We start from the raw sequence: 17,822 nt of genomic DNA, 5'->3' as shown, positions 1-17,822 counted from the left end.
CCTGCGCTGTCGAGCACCCGAGCGAAGGGGTTCCCCCATGGCCGACGGCGACGTGCACACCTACTTCGAAGACGGCCAGTGGAAGAACCGCATCGAGGGCGGCGTCCGCGCTTCCAACACCTCGCGGCACCGGGTGGACGCCGTCGTCGCCGGACGGCAGACCGCGAAGAAGCGACACGTCGCGCACGTCGTCCACGACCGCGACGGCGGGATCGAAAGCGAGCGGACTTTCCGGCCGCTCGACCGGTAGGCGTGCCAGTGCCCCGGCCGGCTGCCGCCGTGGTGCTGCCCGCCGCGCCGATGTCACCCAAAAGTGGCCCCGACCGGCTACTTGTTCTACCGTGGGTGGTGAACCGGTCGAGACAACGGCCGCAATCTGTACCCCGCGCTCGGGGCATCAGTTGTCGCGCGGCCTTCTCACCGCGATCACACTTCAGCGTTGTACCTAGGGTGTGTCCTACGAAAGCAGGCCACCATGACCATCGAACTCGACCGCACCACGGTCCAGCCCGCCATCACCCTGCCGTCCGACCTGTGGGTGCGGACCCACCGGCCGGAGAGCGGCACCGCCGTCGTCGAAGTCGGCGGTGATCTCGACGCCGCCGGCGCGCCGCGGCTGGCCGAGCTGCTCGAGGCCCGCGCCAACAGCACCCTGCGGCGGCTCGTGATCGACCTCACCGAGGTCGGCTTCCTCAGCGCCGCCGGGCTCTCCGCCCTCGAACACGGCTACCTCCGGGCGTGTCAGCACCAGATCCTTTGCACCGTCCGGGTTTCCGCCGGAAGCCCGATCCTCTGCACCATCGGCTTCTTCCCGCTGCGCTTCAGGGAAGCGATCGAGGTCTGCTGACCGACCTCGAGGCGAACCGGGCGCCTGGCGGTCCGATGTGGACGGAGGCGGTGGTCGACACCGGGCGCGGCCCGTCGATGAGGAGCGCGAGGTACCGCTTGCGGTCGGCGCCCGCGGTCGGCCGCCTTGGTGTAGCGCTCGACGCTGTCCACCACGGTCGTCAGCAAGTGGTCGAAAACCGCGCGCACGAGCTGGTCGCGGTTGCGGAAGCGCCGGTACACCGAAATCCGGACGCCTGAGCCCGCTCGCCCCCGACCTCACCGCCACGATCCGGTGCTCGACGCCGAAATCCCCCTCCCGCGACCAATGACCCGACGCGCGCCGGCGGCGCCCCGGGGTATCGCCGGTGTATCGAAATCCGCATACGGGACGGCAACGGCGGCCGCTCTTGACTGGGGCGCATGACCGACAGCCAGCAAGCGCCGGCCCGGGGGCCGGGGGCCGTGACCACCGGGGTCGCCGTCTACGGGTGCGGGCCCGACGAGGCCGCTCTCTTCCGGGAGCTGGCGGTGCACTGCGGGGTCACGCCCACCATCACCGAGGCCGCCGTCTCCGCGGACAACGCCGGGCTGGCCGCCGGCATGCGGTGCGTCAGCGTCGGGCACAAGACGCGGGTCACCGAGTCCACCCTGCTCGCGCTGAGCCGGATCGGCGTGGAGTACGTCTCCACCCGGAGCGTCGGCTACGACCACATCGACGTCGGCTACGCGAAGTCCGTCGGCATCACCGTGGAAAACGTCGCCTACTCGCCCGACAGCGTGGCCGACTACACCTTGCTGCTCATGCTGATGGTGCTCCGGGACGCGAAGACCACCTTGCGGCGCGCGGAAGTCCACGACTTCCGGTTGACCGACGTCCGCGGGAAGGAACTGCGGGACCTGACCGTCGGGGTGCTCGGCACCGGGCGCATCGGGGTCGCCGTCATGGATCGGCTGCGGGGGTTCGGGTGCCGCATCCTGGCGCACGACAGCCTGCCGCGGAACTCCGCCGACTACGTTCCGCTCGACGAACTCCTGCAGGTCAGCGACATCGTCACGCTCCACACACCGTTGACGCCGGACACGCACCACCTGCTCGACCGGCGGCGGATCGCGCGGCTGAAGCGGGGTGCCTTCGTCGTCAACACCGGGCGCGGGCCGCTCCTCGACACCGACGCTCTCCTGCGCGGGCTGGAAAGCGGGCGGCTGGGCGGCGCCGCGCTGGACGTCCTCGAAGGCGAGGAAGGCGTTTTCTACGCCGACTGCCGGGGGAAGGCCATCGAGACCGAAGCGCTGGTGCGGCTGCAGAAACTGCCCAACGTCGTGATCAGCCCGCACACCGCCTACTACACCGACCACGCCCTGAGCGACACCGTCGAAAACAGCCTCGTCAACTGCCTGAGCTTCGAAAGCGGGAACCACCGTGGTTAAGCTGAAAGTCGGGATCCTCTTCGGGGGCCCGTCCGAGGAACACCCCGTCTCCGTCAAGTCCGCGCGCGAGGTCGCCGGGCACCTCGACGCCGAAAAGTACGAGCCGGTCTGGATCCGGATCTCCCACGACGGCGGCTGGGAACTCTGCGACGGTCCCGGCGCGGAGCACGGCAGCCCGGTCGTGCTGTCGCCGGACGGGTTGCTCGTGCTTTCCGACGGGAAGTACGAGGTGATCCGGCTGGACGTCGTGCTGCCGGTGCTGCACGGACGGTTCGGTGAGGACGGCGCGGTGCAGGGTTTACTCGAACTGGCCGGCGTTCCGTACGCCGGCTGTGACGTCACCGGTTCCGCGCTGTGCATGGACAAGTCCCTCACCTACCTCGTCGTCGCGAGCGCGGGCATCGCCACGCCGAAGCACTGGGACGCGGACGAAAACCCCGGCGAGGTCACCTATCCCGTCTTCGTCAAGCCCGCGCGGTCGGGTTCTTCCTTCGGGGTCAGCAAAGTGCTCCGCGCGGAAGACCTGCCGGACGCGGTGGAAGCCGCGCGGCAGTACGACGAGAAGGTGCTGGTCGAGGAAGCCGTCGTCGGCAGCGAGATCGGGTGTTCCCTGCTGGGCAACGGTTCCGACCTGATCACGGGCGAGCTGGACCGGGTCGCGCTCAGCCACGGGTTCTTCAAGATCCACCAGGAGGAGAACCCGGAAAGCGGGTCCGAGAACTCCGCGTTCATCGTGCCCGCGGACATCCCGGCCGAAGCGCGTGCGCTCGTCCTGGAGACGGCGAAGGCCGTCTACCGCGCCCTGCGGTGCCGGGGGCTGGCGCGGGTCGACGTGTTCCTCAAGGAGGACGGGACCGTCGTGCTCAACGAGGTCAACACCCTGCCCGGCCTGACCTCCTACAGCCGCTACCCGAGGATGATGGCCGCCGCGGGACTGCCGCTCGGGGACGTCCTCGACCGGCTGATTTCGCTGGCGCTGAAGGAGAAAACGCGGTGAAGGACGACTTCGTCTTCGTGGACGAGTTCGTGCCCGGGATCCGCTGGGACGCCAAGTACGCCACCTGGGACAACTTCACCGGCAGGCCCGTGGACGGCTACCTCGCCAACCGGGTCGTCGGCACCCGGGCGTTGTGCGCGGCTTTGGAACGGGCCCGGGAAAAGGCCGGAACGCTCGGGTTCGGGTTGCTCCTGTGGGACGGCTACCGCCCGCAGCGGGCCGTCGACTGCTTCTTGCGCTGGTCGCGGAAACCCGAGGACGGCCGGACCAAGCCGCGGCACTACCCGAACATCGAGCGGGCCGAGATGGTCGAAAAGGGTTACGTGGCCACGAAGTCGGGGCACAGCCGGGGCAGCACCGTCGACCTGACGCTCTACCACCTGGACACCGGCGAGCTCGCCGCGATGGGTGGGGGCCACGACCTGATGGACGCGGTCTCGCACCACGGGGCGGCCGGGATCACGCCGGCCGAGGCGGAGAACCGGCGGCACCTCTGCGCCATCATGGAGTCCTGCGGGTTCCGCCGGTACGACCGCGAATGGTGGCACTACACGCTCAACGGCGAGCCCTACCCGGACACCTACTTCGACTTCCCCGTGCCGTGGCGATCGTGACGGCGCCGCGCGTCGTCGTCGCCGGGGGTCATTCGGCCGGGCACATCGAACCCATGTTGAACTTCGCCGACGCGTTGCGCCGCCTGGCACCCACCGCGGAAGTCACCGCGCTGGGGACCGTCCGCGGCCTGGACACCACCCTCGTCCCGGCCCGCGGCTACCCGCTCGAACTCATCCCGCCGGCGCCGCTGCCGCGTGGCGCGGACCCGGCCCTGGTGCGGGCGCCGGCGCGGCTGCTGGACTCGGTGCGGGCGGCCGCGGCGGTGCTCGACCGCGTGCGCGCCGAGGTCGTGGTGGGCTTCGGCGGTTACGTGGCCGGGCCCGCCTACCTCGCCGCCCGGCGGCGGGGCCTGCCGATCGTCGTGCACGAGGCGAACGCGCGGCCCGGGGTGGCGAACCGGCTGGCCGCCCGCCTGACGCCGCACGTGTTCACGGCCGCCCCGGGGGTCCGGCTGCCGCACGCGACCGCCATCGGGATCCCGCTGCGACCGGCGATCACCGGCCTCGACCGGCCCGCACTGCGCGATGCCGCCCGGCGGCGGTCCGGCTTGCGGTCCTCCGGGCCGGTGCTGGTGGTCACCGGTGGTTCGCAGGGTGCGCGGACGATCAACGCCGCGGTCACCGGCGCGGCGGCGGCGTTGCGGGCGGCCGGGGTGCAGGTCCTGCACATCACGGGACCGCGGCACGTAGCCGACACGACGGCGGCACTGCGGGCGGCCACCGGGCCGCGGCCCACCGACGCGCCACAGCTTGCTGACGGCGATCCGCCCTACGTCGTCGTCCCCTACGTCGACGAGATGCGCTACGCCTACGCCGCCGCCGACTTCGTGCTCTGCCGCTCGGGGGCGATGACCTGCGCCGAACTGGCCGCCGTCGGGCTGCCGGCGGCGTACGTCCCGCTCCCCGACCGCGGTGGCGAACAGCGGCTGAACGCCGAGCCCGCCGTCTCGGCCGGCGCGGCCCTGCTCGTCGACGACGAAGACCTCGACGCGGCCTGGATCGAAACCACCCTCGTCCCGGTGCTCACCGATCCGGCGCGGATCGCGGCGATGTCGGCGCGTGCGAGGGCGGCCAGTGCGCCCGACGCGGACGTCGTCCTGGCCCGGCACGTGCTCACCGCGCTCGAGGAGCGGCGGGCACGCGCACGGTGACGCGGAGGCCGCCGTCGAGCCGGGGCGTCAGAGTGAGCGTTCCGTCGTGCGCGCGGGCGATGCTGCTGACGATGGCCAGGCCGAGGCCGACGCCCGCCTGGTCGCTCTTCACGCGTTCGGTACCGCGCCGGAACGGCTCGGCGAGCGTCGCCACCAGCTCCGGCGGGAGCGGCTCGCCGGTGTTCTCGACGGTGAGCTCGACGCTCCCGGCGTGGACGCTCGTCTCGACCCACACCGTGCCCGCCGCCGGCAGGTTGTGGACGATCGCGTTGTGCACGAGGTTCGTCGTCAGCTGCAGCAGCAACGCGGCCGAGCCGGTGGCGGCGGCCGGCTCGCCGGACACCGAGAGCGCGACGCCGCGCTTCTCCGCGAACGGGAGGAGCGTCTCGGCGGCCTCCTCCGCGACCAGCGACAGGTCGACGGGCTTCGGCGTGAACGACCGCTGGTCGGCGCGGCTGAGCAGGAGCAGCGCTTCGGCGAGGTCGATCGCCCGGGTGTTGACGGCGTCGAGGCGGCCGACGAGCTCGTCGACGTCACGGTCGCCGTCGTGGCGGGCGACCTCGAGGAGCGTCCGCGTGATCGCCAGCGGCGTGCGCAGTTCGTGGGACGCGTTGGCGGCGAACCGCCGCTGTTCGGCGACTTGGGCTTCGAGCCGGGCGAGCATGGTGTCGAATGCGTCGGCGAGCTCGCGGAACTCGTCGCGCCGGCCCGGCAGCCGGATCCGGTGCGAGAGCGAGCCGTCCGCGGCCGTGCGGGTGGCGTCGGTGATGCGGGTCAGCGGGGCGAGCATCCGCCCGGCGAGGAACCACCCGCCCGCCAGCCCGAACACCAGCAGGAAGATCAGGCAGGCCGCCGCGGACGGTGCGAAGGCCCGGATGAGGACGCGGCCCGGCGGGGCCATCACCACCGGCATGAGCTCCATGCCCAGCTGCTGGTAGTACAGCAGGAACAGGCCGATGGCGGCGAGCAGCAGCGTGCCCGTGAGCATGACGAAACCGGCGTAGCTGAGGGTCAGTTTGAGGCGGACGCTCAGGCCGGGCGCCCTATCCACGGCCGGCCCCCGGCTCGATGCGGTAGCCGGCGCCGGGCACGGTGGCGATGATCCCGGGTTCCCCGAGCCGTTTGCGCAACGCCGACACCGTGATGCGGACGGCGTTGGTGAACGGGTCGGCGTTCTCGTCCCAGGCCCGTTCCAGGAGGTCCTCGGCGCTGACGACACCCCCTTCGGCGGCGACGAGGACCTCCAGCACGGCGAACTGCTTCCGGGTCAGGGCGACGTAACGGCCGTCGCGGTAGACCTCGCGGCGGAACGGGTCCAGCCGCAGGCCGGCGATCTCCCGCACGGGCGGCCGGTTGTGGGCGCGCCGCCGGTCGAGCGCCCGCAGCCGCAGCACGAGCTCCCGCAGCGCGAAGGGCTTGGTGAGGTAGTCGTCGGCGCCGAGCTCGAACCCGGTGGCCTTGTCGTCGATCCGGTCGGCGGCGGTGAGCATGAGGATCGGGGTGCCGCTGCCAGAGGCGACGATGTGCCGCGCGACCTCGTCGCCGGACGGCCCGGGGATGTCGCGGTCGAGCACGGCGATGTCGTAGGTGGTGACGCTCAGCAGCTCCAGCGCGGTGTCCCCGTCGCCGGCGATGTCGGCCGCGATCGCCGCCAGGCGCAGCCCGTCCCGGATGCCTTCGGCCAGATAGGGTTCGTCCTCGACGACCAGCACACGCACGCTCCCGATCGTACGAGCCGGTTCCTATCGGCGGCGTATCGAAAACCGGATACGGGCCGGCATCGCGGCCCTGCCTTGACTGGGCGCATGACTCCTCGCGAACTGGTCGTCCGCGGCGCCGTCCCCCACCCGGTGAGCGTCTTCGACGACGAGACCCCGGCGGTCGCCAACCTCGATCCGCAGCTGCTCGCCGCCCTGCGCCGCGCCGCGGCCGACGCCGGGATCCCGATCCTCGTCAACGGCGGCTGGCGGTCGCCCGAGTACCAGGAAGAGCTGTTCCGCCGGGCGGTCGCCGAGCACGGCTCGGAACGGGAAGCGCGCCGCTGGGTGGCCACGCCCGGCACCTCGGCGCACGTGTCGGGCAACGCCGTCGACGTCGGCCCCGCGGCGGCCCGGCGGTGGCTGTCCGAGCACGGTGCGGGGTACGGGCTGTGCCAGATCGACCGCAACGAACCGTGGCACTTCGAGCTGCGCCCCGACGCTGTCGAGCACGGCTGCCCGCCGATGTACCCCGACCCGAGTCACGACCCGCGGACGAGGGTCAGGACGTGATCGTCGGCAGTTCCGGGGCCGCCACGTCGTAGACCTTGCCCTCCTGGGTCAGCAGGGCCGCCAGGACCTTCGCCTTGCGGTCCGTCTGCTCCGCCGTCCCCCAGCGGACGATCTTCCCGCTCGACAACGTGAACTCCACGCTCGCGGGTGTCTTCGCCGTCGCCGTCGTCACCTGCTTCAGCAACTGCTCCGGGATCACGCCGAGGACCGCCGTCACCGCTCGGGTCACCGGGTCGTCCGCCGACACCTTGGGGAGCTTCAGTTCCGGCAGGCCCGCCGGGCGGGCCGGAACCGTCTTGAAGACCACGCCGCCGCCGCCGACCAGGTGGACGCCGTCGCCGCCCGGGCCGCTGTCGAAGAACGCGATGGCCGTTCGCTCGGTCACCGTGATCTCGATCGTGCTCGGCCAGGAGCGGGACACCTCGACCGTCGCGATGCCCGGCATACCCGCCACCCGGTCGCGGATCTCGTCGGCGTCCAGGCGCAGCAACGGTTTCCCGGCCGGCACCGCCGCCGCCGCGCGGATCTGGTCCGCGCTCACCGTGCGCGCGCCCGCCACCGCGACGTCCTTGACGCCCAGCATCGAGCTGAAGAACAGCAGGTACACGCCCGCGACGACGGTCACCACGGTCAGCAGCGCGACCCACCGGCGGCGGATCTCGACCTGCCGGTTGGGCCGGTGGGGCCGGGTGCGCGGCGCCGTCTTCACGCGCGCGGCGCGGGTGCGGCGGCGCTCCTCGTCGGAGCGCCGCCCGCGCCGTTCCCGCGCCAGGGCAGCACGATCCCGTTCGTCCTCTTCGGACGGGCGGCGGCGTTCCCTGGTCGGACTCATGGTGTCAGCGCTTGTCCAGCTCGGCGAGGATCTCCGGGCCCAGCTGCGTCACGTCCCCGGCGCCCATGGTGACGACGAGGTCGTTGCCGCGCACGAGCCCGGCCACCAGGCCGGCGGCGACGTCGAACGCGGGCTCGTAGTGCACCGGCACGGTCACGCCATCGGCGATCAGCGCACCCGTGACACCCGGCTCCGGTTCCTCGCGAGCCCCGTAGACGTCCAGCACGACGACCTCGTCCGCCAGCGACAGCGCCGCGGCGAACTCCTTCGAGAACAGCTTGGTCCGCGAGAACAGGTGCGGCTGGAACACGACGACCACCCGGCCGTCCCCGGCCGCGGTCCGGACCGCGCGCAGCTGCGCGTCCACCTCGGTCGGGTGGTGGGCGTAGTCGTCGTAGACGCGGACGTCGCCGGAGCGGCCCTTGAACTCGAAGCGGCGCCGGACCCCGCCGAACGCGGCCAGCCCGTCGGCCAGCCCGGCGGCCGGCGCGCCCAGCTCGATCCCGGCCAGCAGCGCCGCGACCGCGTTGAGCGCCATGTGCTCACCCGGCACGGCGACCCGCACCGACAGCTCGGAGCCGTCCAGCAGGAGCCGCACGACGCCGCCGTCGGGGGCCGGCGCGTAGTCGAGCACGCGCGCGTCGTCCGGGCCGGTGACCGTGCGGCCGTAGCGGCGCACCCGGACACCCAGCTCCGCCGCCTGCTTACCGAGCTCGTCGGCCGCGGCGTCGTCACCGCAGACGATCAGCAGCCCGCCCGGCACGATCCGGCCCACGAATTCGGTGAACACCTTCGTGTAAGCCTCGGCGGTGCCGTGGTGGTCCAGGTGGTCGGGCTCGACGTTCGTCACGACCGCGACCGACGGCGAGTAGGTCAGGAACGAGCCGTCGCTCTCGTCGGCCTCGGCGACGAAGATGCCGCCCTCGCCGTGGTGGGCGTTGGCACCGGACTCGTTGAGGTCGCCGCCGATGGCGAACGACGGGTCGAGCCGGCAGTGCTGCAGCGCCACGGTGAGCATCGACGTCGTCGACGTCTTGCCGTGCGTGCCCGCGATGCAGGCGACGCGGTGCCCCTCCATCAGCCCGGCCAGCGCCTGCGCCCGGTGCAGCACCGGGATGCCGGCCTCGCGGGCCGCGGCCAGCTCGGGGTTGGTCTCCTTGATCGCCGTCGAGACGACGACCGCGGACGGCGGCTCGGGCAGCGCGGAGATGTTCTCGGCGCGCTGGCCGACGAACAGCTCGGCACCCTGGGCCCGCAGCGACAGCAGCGCGCGCGACTCCTTGGCGTCCGAGCCCGACACGAAAGCGCCCCTGGCCAGCAGGATCCGCGCGATGCCGGACATGCCGGCGCCGCCGATCCCGATCAGGTGCGCCCGGCGCAGCTCTTCAGGCAGTTCAGGCACCGGCGGCCTCCAAGACGATGCGAGCGAGGGTCTCGTCGGCCTCGCGGTGACCCATGCCGACCGCGGCGGCGCTCATCTTCGCGACGCGGTCGGGGTCGGTGACCAGCGGCACGACCAGCTCGGCGACCTTGGCCGGGGTGAGCTCGGCGTCGTCGACCATCAGCGCGGCGCCGGCGTCGACCGCGGGACGGCCGTTCGAAGCCTGCTCGCCGTTGCCGTGCGGCAGCGGGACGAACACGGCGGGCAGCCCGACCGCGGTCACCTCGGCCACGGTCATCGCGCCCGACCGGCACACGGCGACGTCGGCCGCGGCGTAGGCCAGGTCCATCCGCTCCAGGTACGGCACCGGCACGTACGCCGGCTTGCCCGGGAACTCCTGCACGACCAGCGTGTTCTTCGGGCCGTGCGCGTGCAGCACGCCGACACCCGCGTCGGCCAGGTCCTTCGCCGCGCCGGACAGCGCGTTGTTGATCGACGCCGCGCCCTGCGAACCGCCGAACACCAGCAGCGTCGGCGCGTCCGGGTCCAGCCCGAAGTGCGCGCGGGCCTCGGCGCGCAGCGCGGCGCGGTCCAGCGAGGTGATCGAGCGCCGCAGCGGGATCCCGACGACCTCGGCCTTCGGCAGCGGGGTCCCCGGGACGGCGACGGCGACGCGCTCGGCGAACCGCGCGCCGACCTTGTTCGCCAGGCCGGCCGACTTGTTGGCCTCGTGCACGACGATCGGGACGCGCCCGCGCGCGGCCAGGTAGGCCGGCAGGGCGACGTAGCCGCCGAAGCCGACGACGACGTCCGCGCCGACCCGGTCCAGCACCGCGCGGGTCTTGCGCACCGAGTCGCGGACCTTCAGCGGCAGCCGCAGCAGCTCCGGTGTCGGCTTGCGCGGCAGCGGCACCGGCGGGATCAGCTCCAGGTCGTAACCGCGGGCCGGGACGAGCTTGTTCTCCAGGCCGCGCTCGGTCCCGAGGGCGATCACGGTCGCGTCCGGGCGCAGCCGCATGACGGCGTCGGCCAGTGCGAGAGCGGGTTCGATGTGTCCTGCGGTGCCACCTCCGGCGACCACGACCACGGGCCCTCTGCCCGCGGCTGATCGCTCGGTTCCCTTGACGGGCTTACTCACCAATGACCTCTCCGGTTCGCGGTACTCCGGGTACCACGGCTCGCTGTTGTCCGCGCGGCCCCGCCGCGAGCGGTGCTCGTGCGGGTCGTGCTCGTCCGTGCCGCGCTGCGGCGCACCGGCTCGCGGACCGACCTGCGCCGTTCCTGCGCCGGGGCGGCCCGCGCCGCACGGGGCGCGGGCCTGGCCGCCTTCGCCCCGGCGCGCGCCGCACCCTTGCGGGTGGCGGGCGGGCGGTACGGATCGGGCGCGGGCAGCCGCAGCAGGCGTCCGAATTTACCCGGCCCCTGTGTGCGCAGCGCGGCCACCGCCTCCGGTTCGTGCCGGGCCGCGTTCGCGAGCACGCCCATGATGAGCATGGTGATCACCAGCGACGTCCCGCCGTAGGAGATCAGCGGCAGCGTCACGCCGGTGACCGGCAGCAGGCCGACGACGTAGCCGATGTTGATGCCGGCCTGCGCCACCAGGAACACCGTCAGCGTGCCGGAGACGATCCGGATCCACGGGTCGATGTTGCGGGTGGCGATCCGCAGGCCGACGATCGCGACCCCGGCGAAGAGGGCCAGCACGACGACGCAGCCGATCAGGCCGAGCTCCTCGCCGATCAGGGCGAAGATGAAGTCGTTCTGCACGTTCGGCAGGTAGCCCCAGTTGGACGCGCCCTGGCCGAGCCCCTTGCCGAAGAACCCGCCGTCGGCCAGTGCCAGCTTGGCCTGGTTGGCCTGGAAGCCCTCGGCGGTCGTGTCGGCGTCCGGGGAGAGGAACGACATGACCCGGTCGAGCCGGTAGGGCGCGATGACGGCGAGCACGAGCACGCCGGCCAGGCCGCCGGCGAGGATCACGCCGAACAGCCGTTTCGGGGCGCCGGCGAACCACAGCAGCGCCAGCAGGACGACGGCCAGGGTGACCGTGCCGCCGAGGTCCGGCTGCAGCATGACCAGGGCGAACATCAGCAGCGCGATCGGCACCACCGGCACCAGCAGGTGCCGCCACTGGTGGATCACGTTGTACTTGATCACCAGGATGTGCGCGCCCCAGAACGCCAGCGCGACCTTCGCGGCCTCGACCGGCTGGAAGGTGAAGTCGCCGAGCTTGAACCAGCCCTGCGAGCCGTTGACCGTCGAGCCGAGCGGGGTGAGCACGAGGACCAGCAGGCCGAGACAGACCACCGTGGCGGTGGCCGACATCGCGCGGATCCGTTCCAGCTTGATCCGCAGGCCCACCCAGAACACGACCGCGCCGATCGCGACGAACACCAGGTGCTTGATGAACAGCGAGTACACCCCGCTGCCGGTCTTCGGGTTGTAGGACGCGACCGATGACGCCGACAGCACCATGACGGCGCCGATCACGGTGAGCACGCCGGTGAGGGCCAGCACGAGGTGGAACGACGCCAGCGGGCGCGAGAGCCACGCGGTCAGCGCGGTCCGGAAGGCGACGAAGCCGCTCTCCTTGCGCTCGCGGCGCGGCCGCTTCGGCGCTTCCCGGGGCTTGGGTGTCTTGGACTCAGTAGCCGTCACTCGGCTCCCCCGCTGCGTCGTCGCGGAGGACGTGCACCGCCGCGGCGAACGCGTCGCCGCGCGCGCCGTAGTTCGGGAACATGTCCAACGACGCCGCGGCGGGTGCCAACAGCACCACGTCACCTGGCCGGGCCATCTCGCTGGCCGCACTCACCGCCGCAGTCATGGGTTCATGGTCACCCGGACGGAGGCTGTTCACCGGGACATCCGGCGCGTGTCGCGCGACCGCGGCGGCGATCACGGGTGAATCGACACCGAGTAGCACAACTCCGCGCAGGCGGCCCGCGATGCTGCTCACCAATTCTTCGACCGAAGCGCCCTTGAGCTGGCCCCCGGCGATCCACACGATGCTCTGGTGCGCGCGCAGCGACCCGGCCGCCGCGTGCGGGTTGGTCGCCTTCGAGTCGTTGACGTACCGGACGCCGGCGACCTCGGCCACCTCGACGGCCCGGTGCGGCGCGGGCTGGTACTCGCGCAGGCCCTTCAGCACGGCCTCCGGGGAGACGCCGTGCGCGCGGGCCAGCGCGGCCGCCGCGAGGGCGTTGGAGACGTTGTGCGGGCCCGCCGGGCGGACGTCGGCGAGGGTGGCCAGTTCCTCGGCGCTGGTCGCCGGGTCGGCCACGAACGCGCGGTCGACCAGCAGGTCTTCGACCAGGCCGAGCTCGCCGACCCGCGGGGTGTCGAGCTGGAAGCCGACGCGGCGGGCGCTCTCGGGCGCGTGCGCGCCGGCGATCCGGGTGGACCAGTCGTCGTCGGCGTTGTGCACGGCGACCTTGGCGCGGGTGTAGACCCGGCCCTTCGCGGCCGCGTACTCGTCCATGGAGCCGTGCCAGTCGATGTGGTCCTCGGCCAGGTTCAGCACCACGGCCGCGTCCGGGGCCAGCGTCGAGGACCAGTGCAGCTGGAAGCTCGACAGCTCCACGGCGAGGACGTCGTAGCCCGCGCGCACCGCGTCGAGCGCCGCGTAGCCGATGTTCCCGCAGGCCACGGCGTTGGCGCCGGCCGACTTGAGGATCGACTCGAGCATGCCGACGGTGGTCGTCTTGCCGTTGGTGCCGGTCACCACGAGCCACGCCGGCGGGTGCTCGCGCAGCTGCCCGACCCGCCAGGCCAGCTCGACGTCGCCGATCACCTCGACGCCCGCCTCGGCGGCGGCGACCAGCAGCGGCGACGTCGGGCGCCAGCCGGGGCTGGTGACGACGAGGACGACGTCTTCGGGCGGTTCGGTCAGCCCGGGCACCAGCTCGGCGCCCAGGCCGTCCAGCTCGGCCAGCCGCTCGGCGTTGCCGTCGGTGACGGTGACGCGCGCACCCAGCTCGGTGAGCACGGGCACGATCGACTTCCCGGTGACCCCCGCACCGGCGACGAGAACGTGACGACCGGAGATCTCCACGTCAGCCGCCGAAGCCGAGCTGCTCGCTGTAGAACAGGCCGAGCCCGAACATGCAGCAGATCGCCGAGAGCAGCCAGAACCGGATGATGACCGTGGTTTCCGCCCACCCGGCGAGCTCGAAGTGGTGGTGGAACGGTGCCATCCGGAAGAGCCTTCGCCGGGTCGTCCGGAACACCGCGATCTGCGCGACCACCGAGATCATCTCGACCATGAACAGGCCGCCGATGACGATGGCGAGCAGCTCGGTGCGGGTGGTCATGGACAGGCCGGCGACCAGGCCGCCGAGGGCCAGCGAGCCGGTGTCGCCCATGAAGATCTTCGCCGGGGCCGCGTTCCACCAGAGGAACCCGACGCAGGCGCCGGTGGCCGCGGCGGCGACCACCGCCAGGTCGAGCGGGTCGCGGACGTCGTAGCAGGCGGGCGCCGGGCCGTTGGCGCAGTTCAGCCGCTCCTGCCAGAACGCGATGACGACGTAGGTGGCCAGCACCATCGCCGCCGAGCCGCCGGCCAGGCCGTCGAGCCCGTCGGTGAAGTTCACCGCGTTCGACCAGCCGGAGATCACGACGTAGCAGAAGATCACGAAGATCACCGCCGGGAACGTGATCAGCGCGAGGTCGCGGACGTAGGAGAGGCTCTCCGACGCCGGCGTGATGCCGCGGGCGTCCGCGAAGTTCAGCGCCAGCACCGCGAACGCGATGGTGACCACGAGCTGGCCGACCAGTTTCGCGGTCTTGTTCAGCCCCAGGTTGCGCTGCTTGCGGATCTTGATGAAGTCGTCGAGGAACCCGACGATCCCCAGCCCCACCGCCAGCATCAGCACGAGCAGCCCGGACGCCGTCGGCGCGCCGCTGCGGGAGTTGAACATCCAGTTGATCAGGTGCGCGGCGAAGTACCCGACGACCATCGCGATGATGATCGCGACACCGCCCATGGTCGGGGTACCGCGCTTGGACTTGTGTCCCTGGGGGCCTTCCTCGCGGATCTCCTGGCCGAAGCCCTGCCGGGAGAAGACCCGGATCAGGTAGGGCGTCAGCATGATGGAGACCAGCAGGCCCGCCGCGGCCGCGATCAGGATGCTGATCACGCGTCACCACCGTTCGAGCGATTCTCGGAGTTGTCGGTTTCCCGGGGTTCGAGCAGTGCTTCGGCGACCCGCCAGAGGCCGGCGGCCTTGGAGGCCTTCACCAGCACCACGTCCCCGGGGCGGAGCTGATCATGCAGCAGGGCGATGGCGGCGCGTACGTCGGGTACCAGGGTCGATTCCTCGCCCCAGGAACCCTCCTGGTGCGCCCCCTGGTGCATGGCGGCCGCTTCCGGGCCGATCACGACGAGCTTGGCGATGTTGAGCCGGACGACCAGGCGGCCGATCTCGTCGTGCGCGGTGATCGCGTCCGCGCCGAGCTCGCCCATCACGCCGAGCACGGCCCAGGACCGGCGGCCGCTCTCCCGCGTCATCGCCGCGAGCGCCTTGAGGCCTGCCCGCATCGACTCGGGGTTGGCGTTGAAGGAGTCGTTGAGGATCGTGACGCCGTCTTCGCGCGTCACGACCTCCATGCGGCGCGCGGACCGCCGTTCGAGGCCCGAGAGCCGCGTGGCGACCTCCGCCGGGGTCACGCCCAGCTCCAGGGCGACCGCCGCGGCCGAAAGCGCGTTGCCGACGTGGTGCTCGCCGTGCAGCGGCAGCTTGACGTCGGCCTCGCCGGCCGGGGTGACCAGCCGGAAGGACGCGCGGGCCTCGTCGTCGAGGGTGATGCCCTCCGCGCGGACCTGCGCGGACGGGCTCTCGCCGACGAACACGACGCGGGCCTTCGTGCGGCTCGCCATGGCGCTGACCAGCGGGTCGTCGGCGTTGAGGATCGCGACACCGTCGGCGGGCAGGGCCTCGACCAGCTCGCCCTTGGTCTTCGCGATGCCTTCGCGCGAGCCGAACTCGCCGACGTGCGCGGTGCCGACGTTGAGCACGACGCCGATCTTCGGCGGCGCGATCTCGGCGAGGTGGGCGATATGCCCGGGGCCGCGCGCGGACAGCTCCAGCACGAGGTGGCGGGTGCTCGCGTCGGCCCGCAGGGCGGTCCAGGGGTGACCGAGCTCGTTGTTGAAGGACCCGGGCGGCGCGACCGTCGGGCCGAGCGGCTCGAGCAGCTGCGCGATGACGTCCTTCGTCGACGTCTTGCCGGAAGAGCCGGTGACGCCGACGACGGTCAGCTCGCCCTCGGCCAGCCGCTGCACGACGTACCGGGCGAGCTTGGCCAGCGCGCCCAGCACCGCGGCGCCGGAGCCGTCCTTGTCGCCGGTCAGCGCGACCGACCGCTCGTGGGCCTCGCCCTCCCCCAATGGGGGCACGACGATCGCGGGCGCGTCGACCTCGCGGGCGGCCAGCACGGCGACGGCGCCGGCCTCGACGGCCTGCGCGGCGAAGTCGTGGCCGTCGACCTGCTCGCCCGGCAGGGCGACGAACAGGCCGCCGGGGGTGAGCTTCCGCGTGTCGAACTCCACGCTGCCGGTGACCAGCACGCCCGGTTCGGCGCGGTGCAGCCGGCCGCCGACGACGTCGGCGATCTCGGCCAGGCTGAGCACGATCACACATTCACCTCGAGTTTGTTGCGGATGGCCGCGGCCAGCTCGTCGCGGTCGGAGAACGGGTGCACGACGCCGCCGGCCTCCTGGCCGGACTCGTGCCCCTTGCCGGCGAGGAAGACGATGTCGCCCGGCCGCGCGAGCGCGACCGCGTGCGCGATGGCTTCGCGGCGGTCGCCGATTTCGATGACCTCGCCGCCCTCGGCGGGCCCGACCGCGCGGGCGCCGGCCAGCATCGCCGCGCGGATCGCCGCGGGGTCTTCGGAACGCGGGTTGTCGTCGGTGACGATCAGGAACTCGCTGCGGCGGGCCGCCGCCTCGCCCATCATCGGGCGCTTGGCGGTGTCCCGGTCGCCGCCGCAGCCGAGGACGGTGATGATCCGGCCCTCGGTGCGGGCCCGCAGCGCGTCCAGGCCCTGGGCGACCGCGGCCGGCTTGTGGGCGTAGTCGACGACGGCGGTGAACTCCTGGCCGACGTAAACACGCTCCATCCGCCCAGGCACCTGCACCTGCGCGAGCCCGGCGACGATGTGCTCCAGGCCCACCCCGGCGGTGCTCAGGATCGCGGCCGCGAGCACGGCGTTGGCGACGTTGAACTCGCCGGGCAGCGGGATCTTCGCCGCGGCGCTGGCGCCGTCCGGGCCGTGCAGGGTGAACGTCTGCTCACCGTGCGGGGTGGCCTCCAGGTCGGTGGCCTTCCACGCCGCTTCGGTGCCCGGGTCGGTGGTCACGGTGATCGTCTGCGGCGTGAGCAGCGCCTGGCCCCACGCGCTGTCGACCACGACGACCTCGCTGGTCGAGCGGCCGTCGAACAGCAGCGACTTCGCGGCGAAGTACTCCTGCATGTCCTTGTGGAAGTCCAGGTGGTCCTGGGAGAGATTGGTGAACGCGCCGACCGCGAACCGGGTGCCGTTGGCGCGGCCCAGCGCGAGCGCGTGGCTGGAGACCTCCATCGGCACGTGCGTGACGCCGCGCTCGAGCATCACCGCGAGCAGCGCCTGCAGGTCCGGCGCCTCGGGCGTGGTGAAGCCGCTGACCAGGCGTTCGCCCGCGATCCGCGTCTCGACCGTGCCGATCAGGCCGGTGGTCAGGCCCGCGGCCTGCAGCCCGGCGTCGACCAGGTAGGACGTCGTGGTCTTGCCGGAGGTGCCGGTGACGCCGAGGACGGCCAGCCGCAGGGAGGGCTCGCCGTAGATCCAGGCGGCGATCTCGCCGAGGGCGGCGCGCGGGTCGGCGTGGACCAGGATCGGGACGCCGGCGTCGCGCAGGGCGGGCCGCTCGGCGCCCGCGGCGTCGGTGAGCACCGCGACGGCACCGGCGGCGACCGCCTGGTCGCTGAAGTCGGCGCCGTGGGCCCTGGCCCCCGGGAGGGCGGCGAAGAGGTCGCCGGGCAGCACGTGCTGGGCCCGCAGGGTGGTGCCGGTGACGGTGAGGTCGGCGGCGTCGGGCGAGCCGGCGATCAGCCGGGCGTCCGCCCTGGCGAGCAGCGTCGCCAGCGGGACCGGGTCGATGCGCGCCGGGCGGGGCGGCGCGGGGACCGCTTTCACCGGGCTTTCCGGCACCTGGGAACTGGACGAGGACACGGACACGGCCAAGAGGCTACCGGCGGCCGGTTCGGGCACCCGCACGCGGTACGGCGATTGCGCGCGGCTGAGGCAGATGTGCTAAGTGGCGATACGGACCTTGTTGCGCCGCA

17 protein-coding genes are annotated in these 17,822 nt (G+C 72.5%); 7 read left to right on the top strand and 10 right to left on the bottom strand.

Annotation, left to right across the window (positions count from 1 at the left end; genetic code table 11):
• Window positions 1–37 precede the first annotated feature (37 nt).
• The 6 genes from AB0B33_RS12320 to AB0B33_RS12295 all read left to right on the top strand — a co-directional run bounded on the left by AB0B33_RS12320 (window position 38) and on the right by AB0B33_RS12295 (window position 5,018).
• The gene (locus AB0B33_RS12320; RefSeq protein WP_360770131.1) at window positions 38–250 is read left to right on the top strand and encodes a DUF2188 domain-containing protein; all 213 of its coding nucleotides are present in this window, start codon (window positions 38–40) and stop codon (window positions 248–250) included.
• A gap of 225 nt (window positions 251–475) precedes the next feature.
• Window positions 476–847 carry an STAS domain-containing protein gene (locus AB0B33_RS12315; protein WP_360770128.1) on the top strand — a complete coding sequence of 124 codons (372 nt, stop codon included), beginning with the start codon at window positions 476–478 and terminating at the stop codon, window positions 845–847.
• A gap of 401 nt (window positions 848–1,248) precedes the next feature.
• Window positions 1,249–2,256 carry a D-isomer specific 2-hydroxyacid dehydrogenase family protein gene (locus AB0B33_RS12310; protein WP_360770125.1) on the top strand — a complete coding sequence of 336 codons (1,008 nt, stop codon included), beginning with the start codon at window positions 1,249–1,251 and terminating at the stop codon, window positions 2,254–2,256.
• A complete protein-coding gene (locus AB0B33_RS12305) occupies window positions 2,249–3,253 on the top strand; it encodes a D-alanine--D-alanine ligase family protein (protein WP_360770122.1) in 1,005 nt (334 codons plus the stop codon). The genes AB0B33_RS12310 and AB0B33_RS12305 overlap by 8 nt, the downstream gene beginning before the upstream one ends.
• A complete protein-coding gene (gene vanX / locus AB0B33_RS12300; protein ID WP_360770119.1) occupies window positions 3,250–3,867 on the top strand; it encodes a D-Ala-D-Ala dipeptidase VanX in 618 nt (205 codons plus the stop codon). The genes AB0B33_RS12305 and vanX overlap by 4 nt, the downstream gene beginning before the upstream one ends.
• The gene (locus AB0B33_RS12295) at window positions 3,864–5,018 is read left to right on the top strand and encodes a UDP-N-acetylglucosamine--N-acetylmuramyl-(pentapeptide) pyrophosphoryl-undecaprenol N-acetylglucosamine transferase (RefSeq protein WP_360770390.1); all 1,155 of its coding nucleotides are present in this window, start codon (window positions 3,864–3,866) and stop codon (window positions 5,016–5,018) included. The genes vanX and AB0B33_RS12295 overlap by 4 nt, the downstream gene beginning before the upstream one ends.
• Here the strand turns inward: AB0B33_RS12295 and AB0B33_RS12290 are convergent.
• On the bottom strand, window positions 4,981–6,069 hold the full coding sequence (locus AB0B33_RS12290) for a HAMP domain-containing sensor histidine kinase (RefSeq protein WP_360770116.1): 1,089 nt from the start codon (window positions 6,067–6,069) through the stop codon (window positions 4,981–4,983). The genes AB0B33_RS12295 and AB0B33_RS12290 overlap by 38 nt on opposite strands.
• On the bottom strand, window positions 6,062–6,736 hold the full coding sequence (locus AB0B33_RS12285; protein WP_247021228.1) for a response regulator transcription factor: 675 nt from the start codon (window positions 6,734–6,736) through the stop codon (window positions 6,062–6,064). The genes AB0B33_RS12290 and AB0B33_RS12285 overlap by 8 nt, the downstream gene beginning before the upstream one ends.
• Before the next feature lie 87 nt (window positions 6,737–6,823).
• Between AB0B33_RS12285 and AB0B33_RS12280 the strand changes: the two genes are divergently transcribed.
• Complete coding sequence (locus AB0B33_RS12280) at window positions 6,824–7,288, top strand: D-alanyl-D-alanine carboxypeptidase family protein (RefSeq protein ID WP_360770113.1); 465 nt, start codon at window positions 6,824–6,826, stop codon at window positions 7,286–7,288.
• Here AB0B33_RS12280 and AB0B33_RS12275 read toward each other — a convergent pair.
• The 8 genes from AB0B33_RS12275 to AB0B33_RS12240 are packed head-to-tail and all read right to left on the bottom strand — an operon-like array spanning window position 7,278 to window position 17,673.
• Window positions 7,278–8,120, bottom strand: coding sequence for an FtsQ-type POTRA domain-containing protein (locus AB0B33_RS12275; RefSeq protein WP_360770110.1), 843 nt, complete (start codon window positions 8,118–8,120; stop codon window positions 7,278–7,280). The two genes, AB0B33_RS12280 and AB0B33_RS12275, sit on opposite strands and share 11 nt — an antisense overlap.
• Before the next feature lie 4 nt (window positions 8,121–8,124).
• Window positions 8,125–9,522 carry a UDP-N-acetylmuramate--L-alanine ligase gene (gene murC / locus AB0B33_RS12270; protein WP_360770107.1) on the bottom strand — a complete coding sequence of 466 codons (1,398 nt, stop codon included), beginning with the start codon at window positions 9,520–9,522 and terminating at the stop codon, window positions 8,125–8,127.
• Window positions 9,515–10,639 (bottom strand): undecaprenyldiphospho-muramoylpentapeptide beta-N-acetylglucosaminyltransferase, encoded by a 1,125-nt coding sequence (gene murG / locus AB0B33_RS12265; RefSeq protein ID WP_247021220.1) that lies wholly within the window; start codon window positions 10,637–10,639, stop codon window positions 9,515–9,517. Before murG ends, murC begins: the two co-directional genes overlap by 8 nt.
• A complete protein-coding gene (gene ftsW / locus AB0B33_RS12260) occupies window positions 10,636–12,156 on the bottom strand; it encodes a putative lipid II flippase FtsW (protein WP_360770104.1) in 1,521 nt (506 codons plus the stop codon). The genes murG and ftsW overlap by 4 nt, the downstream gene beginning before the upstream one ends.
• Window positions 12,143–13,549, bottom strand: coding sequence for a UDP-N-acetylmuramoyl-L-alanine--D-glutamate ligase (gene murD, locus AB0B33_RS12255; protein WP_360770101.1), 1,407 nt, complete (start codon window positions 13,547–13,549; stop codon window positions 12,143–12,145). The genes ftsW and murD overlap by 14 nt, the downstream gene beginning before the upstream one ends.
• A gap of 1 nt (window position 13,550) precedes the next feature.
• Window positions 13,551–14,633 (bottom strand): phospho-N-acetylmuramoyl-pentapeptide-transferase, encoded by a 1,083-nt coding sequence (mraY, locus tag AB0B33_RS12250; RefSeq protein ID WP_247021214.1) that lies wholly within the window; start codon window positions 14,631–14,633, stop codon window positions 13,551–13,553.
• A complete protein-coding gene (murF, locus tag AB0B33_RS12245; protein ID WP_360770098.1) occupies window positions 14,630–16,132 on the bottom strand; it encodes a UDP-N-acetylmuramoyl-tripeptide--D-alanyl-D-alanine ligase in 1,503 nt (500 codons plus the stop codon). The genes mraY and murF overlap by 4 nt, the downstream gene beginning before the upstream one ends.
• Window positions 16,129–17,673: a UDP-N-acetylmuramoyl-L-alanyl-D-glutamate--2,6-diaminopimelate ligase gene (locus AB0B33_RS12240; protein ID WP_360770387.1), complete on the bottom strand. Its 1,545-nt coding sequence runs from the start codon at window positions 17,671–17,673 to the stop codon at window positions 16,129–16,131. Before AB0B33_RS12240 ends, murF begins: the two co-directional genes overlap by 4 nt.
• Window positions 17,674–17,822 lie beyond the last annotated feature (149 nt).

This window comes from Amycolatopsis sp. NPDC049159, from assembly GCF_040648295.1.
GTDB lineage: Bacteria > Actinomycetota > Actinomycetes > Mycobacteriales > Pseudonocardiaceae > Amycolatopsis > Amycolatopsis pretoriensis_A.
This window is presented reverse-complemented; position numbering and strand designations above follow the sequence as displayed.